Annotated in this window: 22 protein-coding genes; 19 read left to right on the top strand and 3 right to left on the bottom strand. The window is 62.4% G+C overall.

The genetic code is table 11. The features are described 5' to 3' along the window. Positions 1-46 precede the first annotated feature (46 nt). Positions 47-235 (top strand): hypothetical protein, encoded by a 189-nt coding sequence (locus D5125_00590; GenBank protein QFY88099.1) that lies wholly within the window; start codon positions 47-49, stop codon positions 233-235. Further along, entirely contained in the window at positions 236-2,101 is a 1,866-nt protein-coding gene (locus D5125_00585; protein QFY88098.1) for an AAA family ATPase, read from the top strand. Here D5125_00585 and dapD read toward each other — a convergent pair whose 3' ends face one another. After that, positions 2,102-2,923: a 2,3,4,5-tetrahydropyridine-2,6-dicarboxylate N-succinyltransferase gene (gene dapD / locus D5125_00580; protein ID QFY88097.1), complete on the bottom strand. Its 822-nt coding sequence runs from the start codon at positions 2,921-2,923 to the stop codon at positions 2,102-2,104. A gap of 171 nt (positions 2,924-3,094) precedes the next feature. After that, complete coding sequence (gene dapC, locus D5125_00575) at positions 3,095-4,291, bottom strand: succinyldiaminopimelate transaminase (GenBank protein ID QFY88096.1); 1,197 nt, start codon at positions 4,289-4,291, stop codon at positions 3,095-3,097. A gap of 103 nt (positions 4,292-4,394) precedes the next feature. Between dapC and D5125_00570 the strand changes: the two genes are divergently transcribed. From D5125_00570 to D5125_00560, 3 genes are all read left to right on the top strand, one after another. Beyond that, positions 4,395-4,769: a VOC family protein gene (locus tag D5125_00570; protein ID QFY88095.1), complete on the top strand. Its 375-nt coding sequence runs from the start codon at positions 4,395-4,397 to the stop codon at positions 4,767-4,769. 380 nt (positions 4,770-5,149) lie between these two features. Then, positions 5,150-7,441 carry a DNA internalization-related competence protein ComEC/Rec2 gene (locus D5125_00565; protein ID QFY88094.1) on the top strand — a complete coding sequence of 764 codons (2,292 nt, stop codon included), beginning with the start codon at positions 5,150-5,152 and terminating at the stop codon, positions 7,439-7,441. 316 nt (positions 7,442-7,757) lie between these two features. Continuing rightward, positions 7,758-8,918: an HD domain-containing protein gene (locus D5125_00560; GenBank protein ID QFY88093.1), complete on the top strand. Its 1,161-nt coding sequence runs from the start codon at positions 7,758-7,760 to the stop codon at positions 8,916-8,918. 134 nt (positions 8,919-9,052) lie between these two features. Here the strand turns inward: D5125_00560 and D5125_00555 are convergent, their stop codons facing one another. After that, positions 9,053-9,991 (bottom strand): hypothetical protein, encoded by a 939-nt coding sequence (locus D5125_00555; protein QFY88092.1) that lies wholly within the window; start codon positions 9,989-9,991, stop codon positions 9,053-9,055. 266 nt (positions 9,992-10,257) lie between these two features. On the opposite strand from D5125_00555, the gene D5125_00550 reads away from it, so the two are divergent. The 14 genes from D5125_00550 to D5125_00485 all read left to right on the top strand — a co-directional run bounded on the left by D5125_00550 (position 10,258) and on the right by D5125_00485 (position 22,143). Beyond that, positions 10,258-10,797 (top strand): Na+/H+ antiporter subunit E, encoded by a 540-nt coding sequence (locus D5125_00550; GenBank protein ID QFY88091.1) that lies wholly within the window; start codon positions 10,258-10,260, stop codon positions 10,795-10,797. Positions 10,798-10,801: 4 nt separating this feature from the next. Further along, a complete protein-coding gene (locus D5125_00545) occupies positions 10,802-11,062 on the top strand; it encodes a cation:proton antiporter (GenBank protein ID QFY88090.2) in 261 nt (86 codons plus the stop codon). Next, on the top strand, positions 11,062-11,397 hold the full coding sequence (locus D5125_00540) for a monovalent cation/H(+) antiporter subunit G (protein ID QFY88089.1): 336 nt from the start codon (positions 11,062-11,064) through the stop codon (positions 11,395-11,397). The genes D5125_00545 and D5125_00540 overlap by 1 nt, the downstream gene beginning before the upstream one ends. Continuing rightward, positions 11,394-11,654: a DUF4040 domain-containing protein gene (locus D5125_00535; protein QFY91016.2), complete on the top strand. Its 261-nt coding sequence runs from the start codon at positions 11,394-11,396 to the stop codon at positions 11,652-11,654. Before D5125_00540 ends, D5125_00535 begins: the two co-directional genes overlap by 4 nt. Continuing rightward, entirely contained in the window at positions 11,647-12,348 is a 702-nt protein-coding gene (locus tag D5125_00530; protein QFY88088.1) for a sodium:proton antiporter, read from the top strand. The genes D5125_00535 and D5125_00530 overlap by 8 nt, the downstream gene beginning before the upstream one ends. After that, complete coding sequence (locus D5125_00525; GenBank protein QFY88087.1) at positions 12,348-12,704, top strand: cation:proton antiporter subunit C; 357 nt, start codon at positions 12,348-12,350, stop codon at positions 12,702-12,704. The genes D5125_00530 and D5125_00525 overlap by 1 nt, the downstream gene beginning before the upstream one ends. Beyond that, on the top strand, positions 12,698-15,832 hold the full coding sequence (locus D5125_00520) for an NADH-quinone oxidoreductase subunit F (GenBank protein ID QFY88086.1): 3,135 nt from the start codon (positions 12,698-12,700) through the stop codon (positions 15,830-15,832). Before D5125_00525 ends, D5125_00520 begins: the two co-directional genes overlap by 7 nt. Next, a complete protein-coding gene (locus tag D5125_00515; protein QFY88085.1) occupies positions 15,832-16,737 on the top strand; it encodes an NADH-quinone oxidoreductase subunit H in 906 nt (301 codons plus the stop codon). The genes D5125_00520 and D5125_00515 overlap by 1 nt, the downstream gene beginning before the upstream one ends. 399 nt (positions 16,738-17,136) lie before the next feature. Further along, the gene (gene nuoB, locus D5125_00510; protein ID QFY88084.1) at positions 17,137-17,778 is read left to right on the top strand and encodes an NADH-quinone oxidoreductase subunit NuoB; all 642 of its coding nucleotides are present in this window, start codon (positions 17,137-17,139) and stop codon (positions 17,776-17,778) included. Positions 17,779-17,879: 101 nt separating this feature from the next. After that, positions 17,880-18,065 carry a hypothetical protein gene (locus D5125_00505; protein ID QFY88083.1) on the top strand — a complete coding sequence of 62 codons (186 nt, stop codon included), beginning with the start codon at positions 17,880-17,882 and terminating at the stop codon, positions 18,063-18,065. Positions 18,066-18,148: 83 nt separating this feature from the next. After that, positions 18,149-18,679, top strand: a complete 531-nt coding sequence (locus D5125_00500; protein QFY88082.1) for an NADH-quinone oxidoreductase subunit C — start codon at positions 18,149-18,151, stop codon at positions 18,677-18,679. Continuing rightward, positions 18,679-19,854, top strand: coding sequence for an NADH-quinone oxidoreductase subunit D (locus tag D5125_00495; protein ID QFY88081.1), 1,176 nt, complete (start codon positions 18,679-18,681; stop codon positions 19,852-19,854). The genes D5125_00500 and D5125_00495 overlap by 1 nt, the downstream gene beginning before the upstream one ends. Continuing rightward, the gene (locus tag D5125_00490) at positions 19,851-21,659 is read left to right on the top strand and encodes an FAD-dependent oxidoreductase (protein ID QFY88080.1); all 1,809 of its coding nucleotides are present in this window, start codon (positions 19,851-19,853) and stop codon (positions 21,657-21,659) included. Before D5125_00495 ends, D5125_00490 begins: the two co-directional genes overlap by 4 nt. After that, positions 21,646-22,143: a ferritin family protein gene (locus D5125_00485; GenBank protein QFY88079.1), complete on the top strand. Its 498-nt coding sequence runs from the start codon at positions 21,646-21,648 to the stop codon at positions 22,141-22,143. The genes D5125_00490 and D5125_00485 overlap by 14 nt, the downstream gene beginning before the upstream one ends. Positions 22,144-22,541 lie beyond the last annotated feature (398 nt).

The raw sequence follows: 22,541 nt of genomic DNA, 5'->3' as shown, positions 1-22,541 counted from the left end.
GCGATTCCTGCTATAATTCGCAACCCCTTTCTCCCCTGGAGCCGCCATGTCCCGCTCAGACAAAGACAAGCCGCTGGGCAGCTCGGGCCTGAACGGCCCGACCCAGGATTTTGCCGAGTTCTGCGAGCTGGAGCGGCAGCGGCGGCAGCGTGCCGGTGAGAATTTCGATGCTGAACGCTTTGACCGGGTGGTCGAACTGGTGCTGAACAAGCTGCGCACCCTGGAGGCCGATTAGATGATCATCACCTCGCTGCAGGCGGAGAATTTCCTCAAATACCAGCGGCTGGAGCTGAGTGACATCCCCCGTCAGGGCGTCATCGCCATCAGCGGCCCCAATGAGTCAGGCAAGAGCAGCATCGGCGAGACCCTCTGTTTCGCCCTCTTCGGGCGCAGCTTCTCCCTCACCGGTAGCGGCCTGACCAAGCTCATCCGCTGGGGCTCGGCGCACTGTTCGGTGACCTGCGACTTCGAGGTGGAGGGCAGCGGCTACCGCCTGCTGCGCTATCTGGACACCGACGGCGTACACAACGCCCAGCTGATGCGCAGCGGCAGTGACGAGCCCCACGCCAACGGCGTCGATAAAGTGGCCGATGCCCTGTTCGACATGCTGGGTTTTGAATACGAGGAGTTCATCGACTCCTTCTACCTGGCCCAGCGCGAGATCACCAAGCCCCACCCGCACAGCTACGCGGTCAAATCCATGGCTGGCATCGCCGTGGTGGAATATGTGCAGGACGACCTGGCGCAGGAGCGCAAGCGCCTGCAGCAGACCCTGGACCGGCACAACCATACCCTGGCCGGAGTGGATGAAGAGCTGGACGAACTGGCCTTCGACAAGGCCCATCTGCCCCAGCTGGAGGCGGCCCTGGTCGAGGTGAACAGCAGCGAGGAGGAGGGCGAGGGCCTGCTGACCCGGCTGAAAAAGACCAGCCTGGCCTACCAAGAGGCCGTGCCTCTGATGCAGCGGGCCGAGCGGGTACGCGCCAGCGGGGTCTTTCTGCAACTGCTGATGCTCGCCCTGGCCCTGCTCAGTGCCGCTTTCTGGTCCCTGCTCGGGCCGCAAACCGCGCCCCTGGGGCTTGATCTGTTACGCCTGCTGTTTCTCGACTGGCGGCCGCTGGCCCCCCAGTTTGGTTATGCTGCCCTGGCCTGTAGCGGGCTGTTTGTGCTGCTGCTGTTGCGCCACTGGGCGGCCGGTATCCGCATCGGCCTGCTGCGGCGGCGCAGTCAGCGCCTGGCTCGGGTGCTGGATGAGCTGTCCACCTACGCCCGCAGCAGGGTGCTCAATGAGTTGCTGGAGCAGGAACCAGAAGCGGGCGAGGAGGAGGACGACTACCCCAGGGTGGAGTTCGACGAGGCGTCCCTGGTGAGCCTGCGCAGCAAGGTGGCCGAGGACAGCGCCACGGTGGAGCAGATCATGGAGCGCCTGGCGGACTTTGTCGATTGGCTGCGCTATGTGCTCAACCTGCAACGGCGCGAGATGAACCTGCTCAAGCTGGAGATCGGTGATGAATGCAGCCGCCAGCGGCAATTCGATGCCCTGCAGGCCAAGCGCCAGCCCCTGCTGGAGCAGATCGCCGAGGTCGAGGATGCCGTCGCTCTGCGCGCCGAGGCCATGGCCCTGCTGCAACTGGCCGGTCAGCACATGAGCCAGCGCTTCAACAGCGACCTGCGTGACCTGGCCGGCCACACCCTGCCGTTGTTCACCGAGGGCCGCTACCAGCACCTGCAGATCGACGAGGAACTCAATGTGCGCGTCTTCTCCAGCGACAAGCGCGACTACATGGAGCTGGAGGAGATCTCCAGTGGCACCCAGCGCCAGATCATGCTGGCGGTGCGCCTGGCCCTGGCCCAGCAGGTGGCCAATACCACGGTGCTGGACCGCCAGTTTGCCTTCCTCGATGAGCCCTTTGCCTTCTTCGACGCCGAGCGCACGCGCAATTCGCTCAAGGTACTGGGCAACCTCAGCGACGAGATCAGCCAGATCTGGGTGGTGGCCCAGGAATTCCCCGAAGACCTGCACTACGACCGGCGCATCTACTGCGACCGCGGCTCTGATCTGTTGATCGACAGCAAGCCCCAGCAGTGCGCCCCAGCCTGATCAGATATCCCGCAGCAATTCGTTGATGCCGACCTTGGAGCGGGTCTTCTCATCCACTTGTTTGACGATGACGGCGCAGTAGAGGCTGTATTTACCATCGGCCGAGGGCAGATTGCCGGAGACGACCACCGAGCCCGCCGGGATACGACCGTAGAGGATCTCGTCGGTCTCGCGGTTGTAGATACGGGTGGACTGGCCGATATAGACGCCCATGGAGATCACCGAGCCCTGTTCGACGATGACGCCCTCGACCACCTCGGAGCGGGCACCGATAAAGCAGTTGTCCTCGATGATGGTGGGGGCCGCCTGCAGGGGTTCGAGCACGCCGCCGATGCCGACGCCGCCGGACAGATGCACGTTCTTGCCGATCTGGGCGCAGGAGCCGACGGTGGCCCAGGTATCCACCATGGTGCCGGAATCCACATAGGCACCGATATTCACATAACTGGGCATGAGCACGCAGCTGGGGGCGATGTAGGAGCCCTTGCGTGCGGCCGCTGGCGGCACCACGCGCACGCCGCCGTCGCGGAATTCGCGGGAGTTGGTGTCGGCGTACTTGGAGGGCACCTTGTCGTAGTAGTTGGTGAAGCCGCCCTTGATGAATTCGTTGTCGTTGATGCGGAAGGACAGCAGCACCGCTTTCTTCACCCAGTCGTTCACCAGCCAATCGCCATCGCGCTTCTCGGCAACGCGAATCTCGCCCTTGTCGAGCAGTTCTATGGCCTCGTCCACGGCATCGCGGAGGGAGGTATCGACGTTACGCGGGGTGATGTCGGCGCGGTGCTCAAAGGCATCGACAATGAGTTGCTGGATATCGCTCATGGATTTCTCCTCAGGTGGTGTGGAATGGGGTTAATGAATTGGACGCCGAGAACGCGAAGAAGCGCAGAGAGCGCAGAGTTGAAAAACAATGGGGCTGGCTGAAAAAGCAGACTTTGCGTTCTCTGCGCTTCTCAGCGATCTCTGCGTCCTGAGGCTCATTTGCGGGCGGTACTAAATCCCCTGGACAAAACGCTTGATCCGCTGGGCGGCGTCCAGGCATTCGTCCAGGGGCGCTACCAGGGCCATGCGTATTCTGTTGGTGCCGGGGTTGTGGCCATCGACGGTGCGCGACAGAAAACTGCCGGGCAGTACGCTGACGTGCTCCTGGCGGTAGAGTTCGCGGGCGAATTCGGTATCGCTGATGGGGGTCTTGGCCCAGAGATAAAACCCGGCCTGGGGCCGCTGTGCCTTGAGGCAGCCATCCAGGATCTTCAGCACGGCATCGAACTTCTGCCGATACAGGCGGCGGTTTTCCTGCACATGGGCCTCGTCACGCCAGGCGGCCACGCTGGCAAACTGGGTCTGCAGGGGCATGGCGCAGCCGTGGTAGGTGCGGTAGGCAAAGAATTTCTCGATGATCTCGGCATCGCCGGCAACAAAGCCCGAGCGCAGCCCCGGCGCGTTGGAGCGCTTGGACAGGCTGTGAAACACCAGACAGCGTTTGAATGCGGTGTTGCCCAGGGTGGCGGCGGCCTGTAGCAGGCCCAGGGGCGGCTGCACCTCGTCAAAGTGGATCTCTGAGTAGCACTCATCGGCGGCGATGATGAAGTCATGCCGCTGGGCCAGCTCCAGCAGGTGCTCCAGGCGTGGCATGTCGATCACCGCGCCGGTGGGGTTGCTTGGGCTGCACAGATAGAGCAGTTGGCAGCGGTCCCATTCCTCGGTGCGTACTTTGTCGAAGGCGGGCAGGTAGCCGTGACGCTTGTCGCTGGAGATATAGCGCGGTTCAGCCCCGGCCAGCAGGGCAGCGCCCTCGTAGATCTGATAGAAGGGGTTGGGCATCATCACCAGCGGCGCAGTGCTGCGGTCCACCACCGCCTGGGCGATGGCGAACAGGGCCTCGCGGGTGCCGTTGACCGGCAGGATATGGCGCTCGGGGTCAAGCAGGCCCGGGGCGAGCTTGTAGCGCCGTTGCAGCCAATCGGCAATGGTCCGGCGCAGCAGCGGCATGCCCCGGGTGGAGGGATAGACCGACAGGTTGTGCAGATGGCTGAGCAGGGCCTCGCTGATAAAATGCGGGGTCGGGTGCTTGGGCTCGCCAATGGTCAGGGCGATGGCGTCCCGTTCGGCATTGGGGCTGACCCCCTGGAGCAGCTCGGCCAGCTTCTGGAAGGGGTAGGGCTGTAGTCGTTCAAGATCCGGATTCATCGGCCTGGGCTCGTTTTTCGCCATGCAAGCGCGTCAGTATAGGATAAGCCCCGGCAAACACCAAAACGCCGGGATAGAGTTGGAATCAGAATCGGGAGGAGCTATGCCGATCAAGGCACTGCATCACGTCAGCCTGCTGGTGGCCGATACCCAGCGCGCCCTGGCCTTTTACCGCGATCTGCTGGGGCTGGAGCCAGACCCCCAGCGGCCGGACCTGGGCTACCCAGGTGCCTGGCTGAACCTGGCCGATGGCCGTCAGATCCACCTGCTGCAACTACCGAACCCCGACCCCGTCGAGGGTCGGCCCGAGCACGGTGGCCGCGACCGCCATCTGGCCCTGGCGGTGACGGATTTCGCTGATTTGAGGCAGCGCCTGGAGCAGGCCGGGGTGGCCATCAGCCTGAGCCGTTCCGGCCGCTTGGCCCTGTTCTGCCGCGACCCGGATGGCAATGCCCTGGAGTTCGTCGGTCTGGATTGAGTGTTACTGTGAGGCATCTGTGGCAATTTATGAGTCCCGAAGCGGCCAAGAGAGGTTTCATGTTCCGGGGTATTGCTGTCCATTCCATGAGCCTTACTGTGAAACAACATGGCAGCCTGTCAATCTGGGAGCTCCGAGCCCTGGAAATTCCGATCTGATGCTCGGAGGGGCAAAGATTAGGCGTGGCCCTGCCCAGAAGCAACCCCGGATGCTCCGCACTCCATCCGGGCTACTTCTTCCTCATTCTTCTCTGCGTCCTTTGCGCTTCTTTGCGTCCTCTGCGTCCCATTGATTAGAAGATGTTTCATGTTTCGGGGTATTGCTGTCCGTTCCATGAGCCTTAGGTGGCGATTGAGCGCGGGAGGCCGGATAATCGAGCCATGCCGTCTGCCATTGCTTTTTTGCTGGGGGTGTTGCTGCTGCAGTTCCTGCCCGAGCTGCCCGCGCCCCTGTGGCTGTGGCTGCTGTTGGCGCTGGCGGCCCTGCTCTGGCGTTGGCTGGCGCTGCCTGGCCTGTTCCTGCTCGGGTTTGCCTATGCCGGGCTCTATGCCAGCTGGGGTCTGGCGCAGCAGCTGCCCAAGACGCATGAGTCGGTGGACCTGCTGGCGCAAGGCCAGGTGCTGTCCCTGCCAACCCGGTTTGAGCGGCGCACCCGCTTTGAGTTTCAGCTGCACTCCCTGCAGCGGGACGGCAAATCTATCCCCTTCCAGGCCAAGGTGCGCCTGTCCTGGTACGGCAAGCAACGGCCCGAGCTGCGCGCCGGGGAACTCTGGCAGCTGAGCCTGCGCCTGAAGCGGCCGCATGGCTTTGCCAACCCCGGCGGCTTTGATTATCAGGCCTGGCTGTGGCAGCAGGGGATTCGGGCCACCGGCTATGTGCGCACCTCGCCCTTGAATCAGCGTCTGCAGGCTGGGGATGGCCTGCGCCCCTGGCTTGGGCTCCGCCAGGGGCTGGCCGATCGGCTGCGCGCGGCGGCACCGGCCGAGGCCCAGGGCCTGCTGGCGGCGCTTACCCTGGGTGATCGTTCCGCTTTCGATCAGCGCCAGTGGCAGCTGTTCCGCCAGACCGGCACCAATCATCTGGTGGCCATCTCCGGGCTGCATGTGGGTATGGTGGCCGGCCTCTTGCTGCTGCTCACCACCTGGCTGTGGCGGCGCTCCGCCTGGCTCTGTCAGTGGCTTGCCGCGCCGCGGGCGGCGGCCTTGGTGGCCCTGTTGGGGGCTGCCCTGTATGCCGCCATGGCGGGCTTTTCCGTGCCCACCCAGCGTGCCCTGATCATGTTGCTGGCGTTGCTCCTGCCGCTGTTGCTGGGACGCCAGCTGCGCCCCTGGCGGGGCCTGGGGCTGGCCCTGGTTCTGGTCCTCTTGCTCGATCCTCGGGCGGTTCTCGCGCCCGGCTTTATCCTCTCCTTCGCCGCCGTGGCCGCCATCCTCTGGGCCCTGGCCCTGCACCGGGGGACCTGGCTATGGACCCTGCTGCGAATGCAGTTTGCCGTGCTGTTGGCCATCTCGCCCCTGCTGATCCTGCTGTTCCAGCAGGCCTCCCTGCTGGCCTTTCCGGTCAATCTGCTGGCGGTGCCCTGGTTTAGCCTGGTGCTGGTGCCCCTGGCCTTTGTCGCGCTGTTGCTGCTGTTGCTGGCACCGGCCCTGGGCGGCTGGCTGCTGGGGCTCATCGCCCCCCTTTACAGCCTCAGCCTGGAGGCCCTGCATTGGGCGGCCGAGCGGGGGCCTGAGCTGGTGGAGCTGGCCGAGCGGCCGGGCTGGGTGATCGCCATGGCCTGCCTGGGCGGTCTTTGGCTGCTCAGCCCGCTGCGTCTGCCGGCCTCTTATCTGGGCCTGCTGCTGATCTGGCCCCTGTTCACCTGGCGCGTGCCGCAGCCGGCCCCTGGACAGTTCGAGGTGAGTATGCTGGACGTGGGGCAGGGCCTGGCGGTGCTGGTGCAGACGGCCAATCATGCCCTGTTGTACGACACAGGCGCGGCCTTCAGCGCCAGCTTCAATGCCGGCAGCGCGGTGGTGGTGCCCTTCCTGCGTTACCGTGGGGTAGGGCGCATCCAGCGCCTGCTGATCTCTCACCCGGCACGGGATCACGCCGGCGGGCTGGACCCTGTGCTCGACGCCGTGCCAGTGGATCACCTGCTGGCAGATGCGCAGCTGGCCCGCGATGGCCTGAGCCTGGAGCCCTGTCAGGCAGGCCGCAGCTGGCACTGGGATGGGGTGGGCTTTCATCTGCTGCACCCCCAACCGGGGCAGGACTGGGCCGCCAACGACAGCTCCTGCGTGCTGCTGGTGGAGGCCGGGACGAGCCGTCTGTTGCTTACGGGGGATCTGGAGCGGGGCGGCGAGTCGGCGCTGATGGAGCGGCTGGGGGATGGCTTTGTCGAACGTCTGTCCGGTGCCGTGGTGCAGGTGGGCCATCACGGCAGCCGTACCTCGTCCTCACCGACCTGGGTGGAGGCCCTGGCGGCACCGCTGGCACTGGTCTCCAGCGGCTACCGCAATCCCTTCGGCTTTCCCGCCAAGGAGGTGGTGGAGCGCTGGCGGCAGTCCGGCAGCCGGGTGTTGAACACCGCCGAGAGCGGTACCATTCGCCTCCTGTTCGACCCTGTACTGGGGGTGGGCGAGCCCCGTCTCTGGCGCCAGCAGCGCCGCCGTCATTGGCAAGACCGCTGAGCGGTGAGCGCAACGGCAGGACTAAAGCAATCTGGGTTCAAGTCCGATAGTATTAAGAAGTGGAGGACAGAAAATAGCAGCTAGGAGCCTGTCGGGTTTAGGTGCCCGTAGCGAGCAAGGTGGGAGAGCGAGAACAAATTTTCACGATTTTGAGGCGCATAGTTGCCCTACGCAACGAAAAATCGGGGAAATTTGGGCCGTTCTTCCCACCGGCGCAGTAGGAGCATCCTAAATCCGACAGGCTCCTAGTGGGCGGCAGATCCCAGGCTAGCGTTTCCCGTTAACATAGGGCCCCTTGATAACCAATTTTGAAGCGATGAACAGAATACGACTTACCGCCAAAGACGTTAAGGTGGGCGACAGCCTGCCCTATGCGGTATATGACGCCCTGGGCATGCTGATGCTGCGCGAGGGACAGGTGATCGGCAGTGAAAAGCAGCTGAAGAACCTGCTTGGCCAGGGTATGTATGTGCAGCGCCCGGAGCGAGATCGGGGGATTGCCATTGCCTCAGCCAGCGGCAAGGAGCGGCAGGACGCCTCCGAGGTGCAGGTGTATAGACGCATGGATGAATTCCGCTTTCGGATCAGGAGCCTGCTCAGGCGCGGTAGCGAGGCCAAGCAGGCGCAGCCGAGCATTGTCCAGTCGATCAGCAACATGGCCCTGGAGCTGCACGACATCTGCGTCAATTATCAGGATATCGCTATTCTTGCGGTACACCTGTTTTATCATGATGACTATCTGGCCGATCACCCCCTGCATGCCGCCATCATGAGCGACATACTGGCGACGAGATTGGATCTCGCCGAAGATATTCGCCTGTCCCTGGTGTGCGCCGCCCTGACCCACGACATCGGCCTGGTGCCGGTGATGGGCGAACTCAGCCAGAGCCATGAGCTGGATGAGTTTCATCAACGCCTGGTGGAGCAGCACCCGCAGACCGGCGTGCGCATGTTGCACGGCCTGGGGGTGATCGACCCGCTCTGGCTGGAGACGGTGGCGCAGCACCACGAGCGCATGGACGGCAGCGGTTATCCGCAAGGCCTGACAAGGGATGGCATAGGTCAGGGGGCGAGGATACTCATGGTGGCGGATGTGTACAGCGCCCTGGTACGCAACCGGCCCTATCGGAGCGAGGTGTTCAAGCGCAATGCCCTGGATACCATATTGCAGCTGAGCAATAGCTCGACCCTGGACCGCCCGGCGGCCAAGACCCTGATCAAGACCATTGGGCTCTACCCGCCGGGGACCCTGCTGAAGATGAAGGACGAGCGCATTGCCGTATCCCTGGCCCGAGGGGCCAGCGTCTATCAGCCGGAGTTGATGGCGATAGGTAACCGCGAGGGCAACCCGCTGCCCCAGGTGCAACCGGCCCAGGCCGATGACATCCTGCATGAGATATCCCCCAGCAAGTATCGGGGGCTGTATCCCCAGGTGGAACGACTGCTCGACCCGGCCCAGCGCAAGCGGCTGGTCTGAGGACAGAGGACGGAAGACAGAGGACAGAATTTTGCGTCGCTGCGCGACAGGTTAATTGTCGAGTCCCGGAGCAGCCAAAAGATGTTTCATGTTCCGGGATGTTGATGTTGCTGCCCGCTTCATCAGCGTTAAGGCTAACGCTTCATGTCGTACATCTGGGTGCCCTGGGCCAGGTTGGACAGCTCCTTGAGGGAGTCCTTCAGCTCCATGCTGGCGTGGCCGCGCCGGGTCTGGATGCGGCTGATCTGGATGGTGATCTCGTCCAGCCGGGTCATGGCCATCTCGTTGCTGGAGCGCAGTTGGTCGATATGGGCCTGGGTCTGGGCCACCATCTGCAGACGCTGTTGCAGGGCCTGCTGCACCGCCGTGCTGGGTTGTCGGGCCAGTTGCTGATGAATACTGGCTACCTCGACCCCGGCGATGCCGGCCCAGGCCTCGGTGATCTGGCGCAGATTATCAAGGCAGCCCAGATAGGCCTCCTCGACAATCTGGCGATAGCGGCCATAGGTCAGTTCCTGCTCCTCAAACTTGAGCGCCAGCATCTTCTCAAAGGCATCGAACTTGCGTTTGAGCTGATCCAGCTGGCGCAGGCTGTCGCTATCCTGGGTGGCCTGCAACAGCTGGCGTACCTCCGCCTCCATGGGGCCTTCCACCAGGGGCTCGCTGATCTCTTCGGGCGGTTGCACGGGTACGCCCTTGGCCCGGGCCACCAGTTCGTCGATCTTGTCGCGGATGGAACGGAAGATGAAAAAGCCCAGCCCGGCCATCAGCAAGGTGCCCACCACATCCCCCAGGCCTACCGGCTGTTCTCCCTCTGCAATCAGAGCCAGCACGACAAAGACAAACAGCGAGGCGGCCAGGGTCCAGCTGCCCACCCCGGTGTGCAGCCAGCGAAACAGCCGCCAGCGCCTTTGTTGGCGTAGAAAGGCATTGATCCGGTCATGGATACGCGGAATTGAGGTTAGGCCGGCAAGAAATACCAGACCGCCACTGAGCCATTCATTATCGGCAATGCCGCCTATGCCCACCACTAACCAGATAAGACCGAATACCCAGCCGAAGAATCTGCCCATGATGTCTGATCTGCCTTATGTAGCGGCCCGACCTGGAAAGGCCGGGGCCGGTTAGGGTACATTGCCTGCAGCGGACGGCCCAGGCCGGGAAACTATAGGAGACTTTCCCATTCAGGGCAAAATCTTAGCGGACACGCGCAGGGGCACACCATGGGCGCGACATCGATGGGCAGGGCTGCCAGTAATAAAGATTTCATTTTCTTTTGCGGCAAATGCATTCGAAAATGGTAATATTCCGGCCCCCGAGGGAGCCTGGCCCCAAATCCATGAGGAACACCTTGTCTGCTGAATCCACCACCGCGAATTCCGTCTCGGTCCTGCGCCAGGTCCTGGTGCTGATCCTGACCCTGATGCTGTTCTGGCTGATGCTCATGGGCTCGCTGGACGGGCAGGTGCTGCTGGTGGGGCTGATCGCCTCCAGCGTCATCGCCCTGCTGTTTCGCTCCGGCCTGACCTTTTTTACCGAGATGCGCCTCAATCCCATGGCGATCGTCGCCGGCTTCATGTACTACGGCTACTTCTTCAAGGAACTGGTCAAGGCCAATTTCCGCATGGCGGCCCTGGTGCTCTCGCCCGAGCTGCCGATCCGGCCCGGCATCGTCAAGGTGCGCACCAAGCTCAAGAGCCGCATGGGCCGCCTGATGCTGGCCAATTCCATCACCCTGACCCCGGGCACCCTCACCGTCGAGCTGGACGGCGAGTGGCTCTATGTGCATTGGGTGCTGATGGAGTCGGACGACATCGAGCAGGCCACGGCGCGTATCGTCGCCGGGTGGGAGCATTATCTTGAGGTCATCTATGGTTGAGTCCCTGGTTGAATCTCTTGTCTCGCTGGCGGCGCTGCTGGCCGGGGTGGCCTTTCTGTTCGCTTTGGTGCGCTTCATCAAGGGGCCGACGGCGGCCGACCGGGTGGTGGCCTTCGATGTGATGACCATTGTCTCCATCAGCTTCATCGTCTTCATTGCCCTGCTGGCCGAGCGGGTGATCTATCTGGACGTGGCCCTGGTCTATGCCTTGTTGTCCTTCCTTGGCGTGATCGTCTTCGCCCGTTATCTGGAGCGGGGGTTCTGATGGGGCAGGGGACGGATCTGCTGGGTGCCTTGCTGTTGCTGGCCGGTACCGCCTTTTTGCTACTCGGTGGGCTGGGTCTGTTGCGTATGCCCGACCTGTACAACCGCCTGCAGGCGGGCACCAAGGCCACCACCCTGGGCACCCTGCTGAGCCTGCTGGGGGTGTTTCTGCTGCGCCCGGAATGGGGCTGGAAGCTGCTGCTGATCGGCGTGTTCCTGATCTTCACCAACCCGCTGTCGTCCCAGGTGCTGGCCCGTGCCGCCCACCGCAGCGGTCAACCCAAGTCCGATCTGACCCAGGTGGATCGCCTGGCCGAGGACAAGGGCGAGTCATGAGCGAGAATATCCTCCTGCCCCTGAGCCTGTTGCTGGCCCTGGCCATGGTCGTCGCTGCGGTGATGGCGGTGCGAGGCAGGCGCAGCCTGCCCATTGCCATCCTGGCCGCCGGACTGGTGAGCCTGCTGACCTCGGTGCAGTTCCTGTTGCTGGCGGCGCCGGATGTGGCCATGACCGAAGCGGCCATCGGCAGCGGCCTGACCACCTTCCTGTTTTTCTTTGTCCTCGGCCGGGTGCGCGGAGGGGCGGATGATTAGGCGCGCCTTTGTCCTGCTGCTGCTGTTGGCCCTGGGGGCGATCTTCCTCGATCTGCTGCTGGGCTTCGTGCCGGCCACCGAGCTGAACGATACGGCCCGTTACTACGCCGAGCGCAGCGCCACCGATCTGGGTGCGGCCAATATCACCACCGCCATCATTGTCACCTACCGTGGCCTGGATACCCTGGGCGAGGTCACGGTGCTGTTTTTGACCGCCGCCATCGTCGGCCTGGTGCTGGCGCTGGGGCGGCGCAGCGGCGATGGCCCGCAGCGGCAGTTGCCGCCCACCGGCGAGCTGCTGACCACCGGCAAGAACTTGCTGGTGCCACTGATCCTGCTGCTTGGCGTCTATGTCTTCGTCAACGGCCACCTGACCCCCGGCGGCGGCTTCCAGGGTGGTGCCATCCTGGCCTCGGCGATTCTTCTGATCCTGCTTACCGATCCGCTGAAGCGCTTCAGCCATGGCCTGATCGCCGCCATCGAGTCCTTCTCCGGCCTGGTCTTTGTTGGCCTGGGCCTACTCGGCGTGGCCCTGGCGGGAGGCTTCCTGGATAACCGTTTGTTGCCCATTGGTACGGTCGGCGAGCTGTTCTCCGCCGGGGTGATCCCCATCATCTATTCCTTCATCGGCCTCAAGGTGGGCGCGGAGTTCAGCTCCATGCTGGTGAACCTGTCCGAGACGGAGGATTCCTGATGGCCCAGATCGCCATGACCACAGGCTTCATTCTGATCCTGGTGGGCCTCTACGGTGCCCTGACCAACCGCAACCTGTTGCGCATGATCGTCTCCTTCACCATCGCCCATAGCGGGGTGAACCTGGTGCTGGTGGCCAGCGGTTATCTTAACGGCCGCACCGCGCCCATCCTGGATCAGGCCGTACCCCTGGCCGAGGCCGCCGAGCGTATCATCGACCCCCTGCCGCAGGCGCTGGTGCTCACCGCCATTGTCATCGGCGTGGGCGTTACCGCCCTGATGCTGGCCTATGCCTACCGCATCTATGTGACCAAGGGCACCCTGGATATCGGCAAGTGTCGGGAGCTGAAATGGTAGATGGCATCGCCTTTATCGCCGTCAGTCTCGGCGCGGCCTTCCTGCTGGGGCTGCTGCGGGATTCCTGGCGCTTTGCCGCCTACGGCATCAGCCTGGCGACCCTGGCCTTCCTCACCTGGAATGCCTTCTGCTGGAGCAAGGGCTTTGCCCTCGATGGCCTGGTGCCGATCGAGATCTTCACCGCAGGCGCGCCACCGCCCTTTGCCGTCAACCTGCGCCTGGGCCTGGCCGAAGCGGCCCTGCTGTTGCTGGTGCACCTCACCGCGTTGCTGTCTGCCATCTATCTGCGCGATACCCTGATGCAGCAGGGACGGCGGGCGATGTCGGTGCTGCTGGTGCTGTGCATGGCCCTGAGCGGCGTTATCCTTACCCGCGACCTATTCAATCTGTTCGTCTTCATCGAGTTGACGGTGATCGCCAGCGGCGGCCTGATCCTGTTGTCCCACGACAGACGCGCCCTGGGCGCGGGCTTCAAGTACCTGATCGTGACCCAGGTGATGTCGATCCTGTTGCTGATCGGTATCTTCTTTGCCTACCAGGCCACCGGTACCATCAATATCGATGGCATGGCCGAGCAGTCCGCGCTGCTGTTCAAGGGCGGTTTCCTGGCCTTTTTCCTCATGTTCATGGCGGTGGTGCTGGAGCTCAAGCCCTTTCCCGCCAATGGCTGGGCGCTGGATATCTATGAATCGGCCCATCCGGCCTTCTCCGCCATCATTTCCGCCGCCGTGGGCGCAGCCTCCCTGGTGGCCTTGGACAAGCTGCTGCTGATCGCCGGTCCCAACTGGCTGATGCTCACCAGCATCATCGGCCTGATCACCTTCGTCGCCGCCAATCTGTTCAGCCTGGCCCAAGAGAATGATCGCCGCCTGCTCGGCTATTCCTCGGTGGGCCAGATCGGTCTGGTGATGCTGGTACTGGGGCAGAAGGATATCCTTGGCGACAACTATCTGTTTGTCGTTGGCGGTATTCTCCTCGCCCACGGGGTGGCCAAGGCCGGTCTGTTCTGGATTTCCGGCCTGGTGCAGGGGCGTGAGCTGAAAGACTGGGCGGCCCTGCGCCAGCGGCCGCTGCTGCTGTTTGCCTTTGCCAGCTTTATCGCCCTGCTCATGGGCCTGCCGCCTTTCCCCGGCTTTTATGCCAAGTGGGAGCTGGTACATGCCCTGGCGGCGGCGGATCGGCTCTGGCTGCTGGGCTTGATGCTGTTTGCCAGCCTGCTGGAGGCCGGTTACCTGTTCCGCTGGTTCGGCTACGTGATCAAGCGCGATCTGCCGCAACAGCCCCTGGCCTGCCCCTGGCACAAGCGCACGGTGGTGATGCTGGCCCTGGTGGCTGCTTGGGCCCTGGCCTATATCTGGGGTGAACTCTCACCCCACAGCAACCTGCTGCATCTGCTGCCATTGCTGTTTGCCCTGGCCTTCCTGGTGCTGGAGCCCCTGCCGGCCTGGCTGAAGAATCTGCTGGCCATTGGCGGCATGGTCGTCTGGTTCCTGCTCAGCTATCCGGGCTACGACCCGCTGCAGCTGATCTACGGCGGCATCATCCTGCTTGGCGGCGCGATTATCTTCCTCGCCAGCTTTTATGGCAGCGCCCAGCGGCGACTGGGTTTCTATCCCTCGGCCATGTTGATGTATGCCGGTCTGTCCCTGCTCATCGTCGCGGAGAACAGCTTTAATTTCTTCGCCGCCTGGGAACTGCTCACCGTCGGTTCCTATTTCCTCATCCTGCGCGGCAAGGAATCCGAGCCTCATGCCCTTTCCTATGTCGTTTTCTCCCTCGGCGGGGCCTTCCTGATCCTCACCGGCTTTGCCCTGGCCGGGCTGGGGGCAGGGCAGATCCCCTTGGTGCGCCTGGCCGATCTCAACGGCGAGCTGGCCGGCTGGGTGTTCCTGCTGCTGGCCATCGGCTTTCTTACCAAGACCGCCGCCGTCGGCCTGCACATCTGGCTGCCCGGTGCCCATGCCGAGGCGGAGACCGATGTGTCGCCGATGGTGTCCGGCATCCTGCTCAAGGCGGGTCTGTTCGGCCTGACCCTGTTGCTGATGACCATGGGCAAGCAGCAGCTCTACGGGGTCGAGCTGACTTATCTGATGCTCTGGATCGGCGCCATCTCGGCCCTGACGGGCAACCTGCTGGCGGTGTTCCAGGAGGATGCCAAGCGCCTGCTGGCCTATTCCTCCATCGGCCAGATGGGCTATGCCGTGTTCGGTCTGGCGATGATGAACCACCTGGGCTGGATGATGGCGCTGATGTTCGTCATCAACCACTATATCTATAAGTCCATGCTGTTCCTCTCGGTGGGCGGTGTCGCCAAGCGCACCGGCACCCGCCTGATGTACCAGATGGGCGGTCTGATCACCCTGATGCCGCTGAGCTTCATTGCCGTGCTGATCGGCATCATCGCCGTGTCCGGGGTGCCGCCCCTGTCCGGCTTCGGTGGCCGCTGGATCTTCTACAACGCCATCCTGGCCGATGACTATCGTCTGCCGCTGGTGATCATCTTCCTCGCTGGGCCTATCGCCTTCCTCTATCTGTTCCGCCTGATCCATACCATCTTCCTGGGTCAGCTGAAGGATGAGCATCGCAAGCTCAAGGAAGCGCCGTTCTGGATTGTGCTGCCGCAGATGATCTTCGTCGCCTTCCTGATGATCTTTGCCCTGGTGCCCGGCCTGGCCCTGCGCCATGTGGATGCCTACATCGGTCAGTTCTTCTCTGGCGGTCCCAGCCTGAACTGGGAGGGCCTGACCATCACCAGCCAGTTCGGTCAATGGGCGCCGATCCCGATCATGATCATCATCGGCGTGATCTTCATGACCCTGTTCCTCTGGCTGCTGTTCGTCAACCGCCGGGCGCAGAAGGTCAAGCAGTTCAACATCGTCTTTGCCGCCGAGCGCCCCTACCGGCCGGAGACCACCCACTTTGCCTGGAACTTCTTTGCGCCTTACCGCAAGGCCCTGGGCTTTCTCACCCAACCGCTGGTCACCCGCTTCTGGGAGACCCTGACCGATCTGCTGCACCAGCTGGCCGATCTGCTGCGCCGCTTCTATACGGGTAACGGTCAGACCTATGCGGTACACCTGCTGTTGTTCGTGGTGGCGGTCTATCTGCTGCAGAAGGGGATGATGTGATGGACTTCGATTGGATGAAGATCCCGTATTCCCTGTTGACTCTGTTCATCGTGGTCAACTACGGCATGATCCTCAACGCCTTCATTCAGAAGATCGGCGCGCGGGTAGGGCGTCGGCATGGCATCCCGATCTGGCAGAACTATGCCGATCTGATCAAGAACTACAGCATGCGCAGCTCCATCACCCATGGCGTGATGTTCTACCTCGGCCCGGTGTTCCGCCTGTCCGGTGGGGTGGGGCTGCTGTTGTTCGTGCCGACCATCTACGGCAGCTACATGTTCTCCAACATGAGCTTTGCCGGAGACCTGATCCTGGCGCTCTACTTCGTCTTCTTCGGCACCCTGGGCATGGCCCTGGGCGCGGCTGAGAGCGGCCATCCGCACGCGGCCATAGGCATCACCCGCGGCCTGTCCCAGGTCACCGCCGCCGAGCTGCCCTTTGCCCTGGCGGTATTCGCCGTGGCGCTGCAGTATCAGACCCTGTCGGTAACCGACATAGTCGCTGCCCAGCAGGGCAGCTTCCTCAACTGGACCCTGTTCACCAACCCCTTGGCGGTGACGGCGGCCATGCTGTCGTTTTTGGGTTCGATGATGCGGCCGCCCTTTGATGTGGTGCTGGCGCCGCAGGAAATCCCGATCGGCCCGCCCACCGAGTACCACAGTTCCTACCTGGCGCTGATGCAGACCAACCGTGCCATCTTCCCCATCGCCAAGATCGTCATCTACATGAACCTGTTCTTCGGCGGCGCCGCCAGCTGGCCGGTGTTCTTCCTCAAGGTGTTCTGCATCTACATGATCTCGGTGCTGGTGGGCGTGGTGTTCCCGCGCTTCCGCGTCGAACAGTCGATCCGCTGGTTCCTCATCTGGGCGGTGCCGATCGGCATCCTCGCCGTGGTGTTGGTCTAGGTCATTAGGACGCAGAGTGCGCAGAGAAGACGCAAAGAACGCAGAGATAAGTGAGGCTGTTTTGCCTTCAAGCTTCAGTGGAATTGATTTTATGGGTTCAAGCGAAATTACAGATGGTGCGAGTGATGAACAAAAATTTTCCTTTGCGTCCTCTGCGCTTCTTAGCGTTCTCTGCGTCCCTTCTTACCCTGGTGTTGGTCTAGGTCATTAGGACGCAGAGTGCGCAGAGAAGACGCAAAGAACGCAGAGATAAGTGAGGCTGTTTTGCCTTCAAGCTCCAGTGGAATTGATTTTATGGGTTCAAGCGAAATTACAGATGGTGCGAGTGATGAACAAAATATTTCCTTTGCGTCCTCTGCGCTTCTTAGCGTTCTCTGCGTCCCTTTTTGATTGTTCGCCATGAAACCGGAACTGGAAAAACGCATTGTCAGAACCCCCGACGGCCAGGAGTTCGAGGTCGATCCGCTGCGGGATTACTACTGCGAGGCCGCACCGACCGTGATGCCAGCGGCCTACGGCAAGATCGTCGAGGACCTGTTCAACTGGGCCCGCTCGCAGTCGCTGTGGATTCTGGGCTTCGGCACTGGCTGTGGCGCCATCGAGATGCGCCCGCTGATGACACCACGCTTCGACGCCTACCGCTACGGCGTGCAATGGCGACCGACGCCGCGCCAGGCCAACCTGTTCATCATTTCGGGCTATCTGAGCACCAAGACACTGAAGCGGGCGATCCGCTCCTACGAGCAGATGCAGAACCCCAAGTACGTGGTAGGGCTGGGCAGTTGCACCATTAACGGCGGCATGTACTGGGATTCCTACAACACCATCAAGTGTCTGGATCAGTACCTGCCGGTGGACCTCTACATTACCGGCTGTATGCCCCGCCCCGAGGCGCTGCTGCAGGGCTTCGAGGATCTGAAGAAGCTGATCCGCGCCGGCCAGTGCGAGGGCGCCAACAAGTACGCCGAGAACTTCGACTGGTACAAGGCCAACCAGAAGCAGGTTATCCATGACTGGGATATGCCGGATTACAACTGGTAGGCCCTTCATAAGGCTAGAAGATAGTAGTTTAGGGGTTTAGTAGTTAGATGTAGCCCGGATGCAGCGTAGCGGAATCCGGGGTTGGCCTGGTGGGGTAGATTATGGCTGACCAAGTACTTGAGGAGCTTTGGGCTACCAAGGACAGTATCGCCAAGGAGCAGGGTTACAGTATCGATCGTTTGGCGGCGTTTTTCATGAAGAAACAGGTTAATAGACAGATTGCCGAGGTTGGAGAGAAGGTCGCTAAGCCCAAGCAACCGCCGGAAATCAAGCAAGTAGAGTTTTAGGTGCGACTCTGATCGCACTCATCCAGCTGGCCGCTGAAGGCTGTCGGCTGGGGGCAACATAAATACAGAGTTTTTGAGTCATCATGCGTGAGCTTTACCAACGTCTGCAGTCGCTGTTTGTGCTGGGTGAATTGACCGAGCAGCGCGCCAATCTGTTCTTCATCACGGTGGATAAGGATCGGCTGCGCCCGCTGCTCACCCATCTGCGTGACCGCGAGGGCTTCAGCCATCTGGTGCTGCTGACAGCGGTGGATTGGCTCGAGGACGGTCAGTTCCAGCTGACCTACCTGCTCTGCGACCGCCTGAGCCGGCGTGATCTGGGCCTGCGGGTGATGCTCGACCGCGCCAACCCGGTGATGGAGAGCATCCACGACCTCTGGCCGACCGCGGCTACCTACCAGCGTGAACTTCGGGAGATGTTTGGCATCGACTTCCCCGGTAGCCCGCGTCTGCATGAAGAATTTATCTTGGAGGGCTGGAACACCACACCACCCTACCGGCGCGATTTCGACACCCTGGAGTACGCCCGCAGCCAATACGCCGAGCGGGCCGGGCGCGAGACCCGCGACCCCGAGACCCACATGCGCGCTCAGCTTTATCCGGAGAAGCACTGATGGCCTATCAGCCGGATCGCAGCCAGTATCCCCAGCCGGGCCCTGACGGCAAACTCGACATCGACCTGACCTCGGGCAAGTACCTCAAACTCTGGCAGGGGCCCAACCACCCCGGCATCACCGGCAACATGTCGGTGGAGCTGACCGTCTGCGGCGATGAGGTGGTGGAAGGCAAGACCCACGTCGGCTACCTGCACCGTGGCTTCGAGAAGCTGATGGAGCGGCGTACCTTCATCCAGTGCTTCCCCATCGTCTGCCGCATTTGCGTGCCCGAGCCGGACTTCAATGAGTACTGCTATGCCGCCGCAGTGGAAGAGCTGGCCGGTATCGAGATACCCGAGCAGGCGCGCTGGATTCGTACCCTGATCCTGGAAATGGGCCGGATCAATTCCTACCTCATGTACCTGGGCGGCCAGGCCGGTGCGCTCGGTCAGGGCGTCATAGGCCAGTGGACCACCTATGTGCGCGACCTGATGCTGGACCGGTTTGAGGAGATGACCGGCGCACGCATCTATCACATGTTCATCCTCCCCGGCGGCGTGCGCGACACCCTGCCGGAGGGCTTTGACGGGCGCATGGAAGAGACCCTGCAAGAGATCGAAAGCACTCTAGCGGACGTGGACAAGGTCATGTTCCACAACGCCGTATTCAAGAAGCGCACCATTGGCGTGGGCTATGTCGATCCGGCCTTGCTGGATCAGTACGGCATCACCGGCCCGGTGGCCCGTGCCATGGGCTTTCCCCGCGATGTGCGCAAGGACGATCCCTACCTGGTCTATCCCGAGCTGGATTTCGAGCCGGTGGTGGGCAAGGACTCGGACATCTACACCCGCGCCGATGTGCGCCGCCGCGACCTGCTGATGTCGGTGGACCTGATTCGCCAGATCCTGGCCAAGATGCCGCGCATGGGTCCGGTGATGTCACCCCTGCCCAACGTGCTGCACTGGCAGATCCCACACGGTGAGACCTATGTGCGCGGTGAGTGCTCACGCGGCGAGTACGGCTATTATCTGGTTACCGATGGCTCCGGCTATCCGCGCCGGGTCAACGTGCGTGGGCCTTCCTACACCCACGCCATGGCCCTGCTGGAGCGCCTGATCGTCAACTGCAATATCTCGGACGTGGCGGCCCTGCTGGTCTCCCTGCACACCTATCCGCCGGAGATCGAACGATGAGCGTGCAAGACATACTGTCTCCCTTCTCGGCCTGGAAGAATATCTTCCGCGATCCGGTCAGCATCAAGGACCCGCTCAATCGCGCCGCCGCGCCGCGCTACCGTGGCTTTCATCAGAACGACATGGACAAGTGCATCGGCTGCGGCACCTGCGAAACCATCTGCCAGAATGGTGCCATCGACATGCTGCCGGCCGAGGGCATTGCCAGCCGCGAGGGTGATTCCGGCCTGCGCCCGCGCATCGACTATGGCCGCTGCTGCTGGTGCGCCCTTTGCGTCGATGTCTGCATGACCGGCTCACTGACCATGTCCAACGCCTACAAATGGGTGGAGGCCGACCCCGATGCCTTCCGCTTCATGCCTGGCGTGGACAAAAAACATTGGGACGACAGCGAGTTGGGCTATCACCGTCCCGAGGGCCATCAACTGGCCGCGCGCGAGCGGGTGCGGATGGGCGAGCTGGAACCGGAAGCGCGCGTCGATTCCTTTGTCGAGATCGTCCAGGGTTATGACGTCGAACAGGCCAAGCTGGAGGCCGACCGCTGTGTTGCCTGCGGGCTTTGTGTGGCCACCTGTCCCACCCATATGGCCGTACCCCAATACATCGCCGCCATTCGCGACGGCGATTACGAGCAGGCGCTGAAGCTGCTCTACGACAGCAATCCCCTGTCGCAGATCTGCGGCAAGGTCTGCACCCACCGCTGCGAGACCGCCTGCGCCGCCCGCCACGAGGGTGACCCCATCGCCATCCGCTGGCTCAAGCGCCATATCACCGAGCAGGTACCCTACGAGCGCTGGCGTGCCATCATCGGCGAACCGGCCCCGGCCACAGGGCGTAAGATTGCCGTTATCGGTGCCGGTCCCGCCGGCCTGACCTCGGCCTTCGACCTGGCGCGCCAGGGCCATGCGGTGACCATTTTCGAGGCCCTGGGCCACGCCGGCGGCATGACCCGCTACGGCATCCCCGAATACCGCCTGCCCTACGACACCCTGCAGCGCGACGTGGACATGATCCTGTCCATGGGGGTGGAGATCCGCTACCACACCCGCATCGGCCAGGATATCAGCATGGAGCAACTGCGCCAGGAGCATGATGCCGTGGTGCTGGCCATCGGCCTGCAGATGGGGCGTGGCACCCGCATTCCCGGCTCCGATCATCCCAAGGTCGAGAAGGCCGTTGACCTGCTGCGCCGCATCACCGAAGGCGAAAAGATACAGGCGCCGCGCTCAATGGTCGTGATCGGCGGCGGCAATGTCGCCATGGATATCGCTCGTTCCATGGCCCGCTTGCAGAAGCAGCAGTACGGTGAGATCAAGGTCACCCTCACCGCGCTGGAAGACCTTGCCCACTTCCTCGCCGACCCGGACGAGGTCAAGGAATCCCTGGAGGAGGGCATAGATATCCGCGATGCCCGAGGCCCGCAGGAATGCGTAGTCAATGAGCAAGGCGAGCTGCTGGGCTTGAAAACCTGGAAGGTACTCTCCATCTTCGACGAACAGGGCCGCTTTGCCCCCCAGTACGACCCCAGCGACGAGCAGTTGCATGAGGGCGAGATGGTGGTTGAGGCCATCGGCCAGATGGCTGACGTCAGCCTGCTCGGCGAACAACTGACCGAGGCGCTGGAGTGGAACCGGGGCCGCATCCAGGTGGATGAGGACTGCCGCACCAACCAGCCTTGGCTCTGGTGCGCCGGCGACTGCGTCAAGGGCCCGGACGTGGTGCATGCGGTGGCGGACGGTCACCGGGTGGCCAAGAGTATTCAGCAGATGTTCAGCCAGCAGGAGACGAGCCATGCCGGAAGGTAAGGGGTATCAGCGCCTCAAGGCGCAGACCACGGTGGAAGAAGTGCTCAACGTCGCCATCGACTTCGAGCGCACCGCCCGCGACTTCTACAGCGGCATGATCCCCAAGGTGAGCAAAAACATCCGCTACCTGGTGGAAGAGCTCGCCGCCGAGGAACAGGAGCACTTTCGCCTGTTCACCGAACTGCTGGAACGGGACGACATGATGCAGGTGCTGGAAACGGAAATCGAACGCCCGGTCAACGACCACAAATTCTCCGACTGCATCCACCTCCCCGAGATGGGCGAGAACCCCGACGATCAATCCATTCTGCAATACGCCATGATGCGCGAACACGCCGCCATGGAGCAATACGGCACCCTGGCCGAATCCACCCCTGAAGGGCCGATCAAGACCCTGTTCCAATTTCTCGCCAACGAAGAGACCAAGCACAAGGTCGAACTGGAAAAGCTCTACTACCAAATCATCCACTCCGGCGGGGTTTAACCACAGCTAGGCGGTTGGTCTGCTAACCGATGGGACGCAGAGGGCGCAAACGACTGCATGGATGCAGAAGGTAGAACGAAGCAGGATGCCAGAGTCGAGAAGCGCAAAAGACGCAGAGAAGAATAAGGCAGTAGAGCCCCTCTCACCCCGGGAGAGGGGTTGGGGTGAGGGCCGCTCCCGCCCCCTAGCCAAACCCGCTGGAACCTGCGCCTCCGGCGAAGGCACGGCAGCCATGTGTCGCCCTATGCGCTGTCCTAACATCCTCATCGGCCCAAATCGCTCATAACACTGACATCAAGCCGTGCACCCCTGGCGAAACTTGCTAGAATCTTGTCATGCTTGATTGAGGAGGAAATTTTAGATGGCCACTATGCAGGTGTCGCTTCCCGACGAAATGC

Origin of the sequence: gamma proteobacterium SS-5, assembly GCA_009497875.2 — a bacterium.
GTDB classification, from domain to species: Bacteria; Pseudomonadota; Gammaproteobacteria; order Chromatiales; family Chromatiaceae; genus Magnetovirga; species Magnetovirga frankeli.
This window is presented reverse-complemented; position numbering and strand designations above follow the sequence as displayed.

Bases quoted from the DNA above. Each gene is read 5' to 3' on its own strand.
- D5125_00495 (QFY88081.1), top strand. From the start codon at position 18,679: ATGGCCTATCAGCCGGATCGCAGCCAGTATCCCCAGCCGGGCCCTGAC.
- D5125_00555 (QFY88092.1), bottom strand. From the start codon at position 9,991: ATGGGCAGATTCTTCGGCTGGGTATTCGGTCTTATCTGGTTAGTGGTG.
- D5125_00520 (QFY88086.1), top strand. From the start codon at position 12,698: ATGGTAGATGGCATCGCCTTTATCGCCGTCAGTCTCGGCGCGGCCTTC.
- D5125_00505 (QFY88083.1), top strand. From the start codon at position 17,880: ATGGCTGACCAAGTACTTGAGGAGCTTTGGGCTACCAAGGACAGTATC.
- D5125_00490 (QFY88080.1), top strand. From the start codon at position 19,851: ATGAGCGTGCAAGACATACTGTCTCCCTTCTCGGCCTGGAAGAATATC.
- D5125_00560 (QFY88093.1), top strand. From the start codon at position 7,758: ATGAACAGAATACGACTTACCGCCAAAGACGTTAAGGTGGGCGACAGC.
- D5125_00525 (QFY88087.1), top strand. From the start codon at position 12,348: ATGGCCCAGATCGCCATGACCACAGGCTTCATTCTGATCCTGGTGGGC.
- D5125_00515 (QFY88085.1), top strand. From the start codon at position 15,832: ATGGACTTCGATTGGATGAAGATCCCGTATTCCCTGTTGACTCTGTTC.
- D5125_00530 (QFY88088.1), top strand. From the start codon at position 11,647: ATGATTAGGCGCGCCTTTGTCCTGCTGCTGCTGTTGGCCCTGGGGGCG.
- D5125_00590 (QFY88099.1), top strand. From the start codon at position 47: ATGTCCCGCTCAGACAAAGACAAGCCGCTGGGCAGCTCGGGCCTGAAC.
- D5125_00540 (QFY88089.1), top strand. From the start codon at position 11,062: ATGGGGCAGGGGACGGATCTGCTGGGTGCCTTGCTGTTGCTGGCCGGT.
- nuoB (QFY88084.1), top strand. From the start codon at position 17,137: ATGAAACCGGAACTGGAAAAACGCATTGTCAGAACCCCCGACGGCCAG.
- D5125_00500 (QFY88082.1), top strand. From the start codon at position 18,149: ATGCGTGAGCTTTACCAACGTCTGCAGTCGCTGTTTGTGCTGGGTGAA.
- D5125_00565 (QFY88094.1), top strand. From the start codon at position 5,150: ATGCCGTCTGCCATTGCTTTTTTGCTGGGGGTGTTGCTGCTGCAGTTC.
- D5125_00585 (QFY88098.1), top strand. From the start codon at position 236: ATGATCATCACCTCGCTGCAGGCGGAGAATTTCCTCAAATACCAGCGG.
- D5125_00535 (QFY91016.2), top strand. From the start codon at position 11,394: ATGAGCGAGAATATCCTCCTGCCCCTGAGCCTGTTGCTGGCCCTGGCC.
- D5125_00570 (QFY88095.1), top strand. From the start codon at position 4,395: ATGCCGATCAAGGCACTGCATCACGTCAGCCTGCTGGTGGCCGATACC.
- D5125_00485 (QFY88079.1), top strand. From the start codon at position 21,646: ATGCCGGAAGGTAAGGGGTATCAGCGCCTCAAGGCGCAGACCACGGTG.
- dapD (QFY88097.1), bottom strand. From the start codon at position 2,923: ATGAGCGATATCCAGCAACTCATTGTCGATGCCTTTGAGCACCGCGCC.
- D5125_00550 (QFY88091.1), top strand. From the start codon at position 10,258: ATGAGGAACACCTTGTCTGCTGAATCCACCACCGCGAATTCCGTCTCG.
- dapC (QFY88096.1), bottom strand. From the start codon at position 4,291: ATGAATCCGGATCTTGAACGACTACAGCCCTACCCCTTCCAGAAGCTG.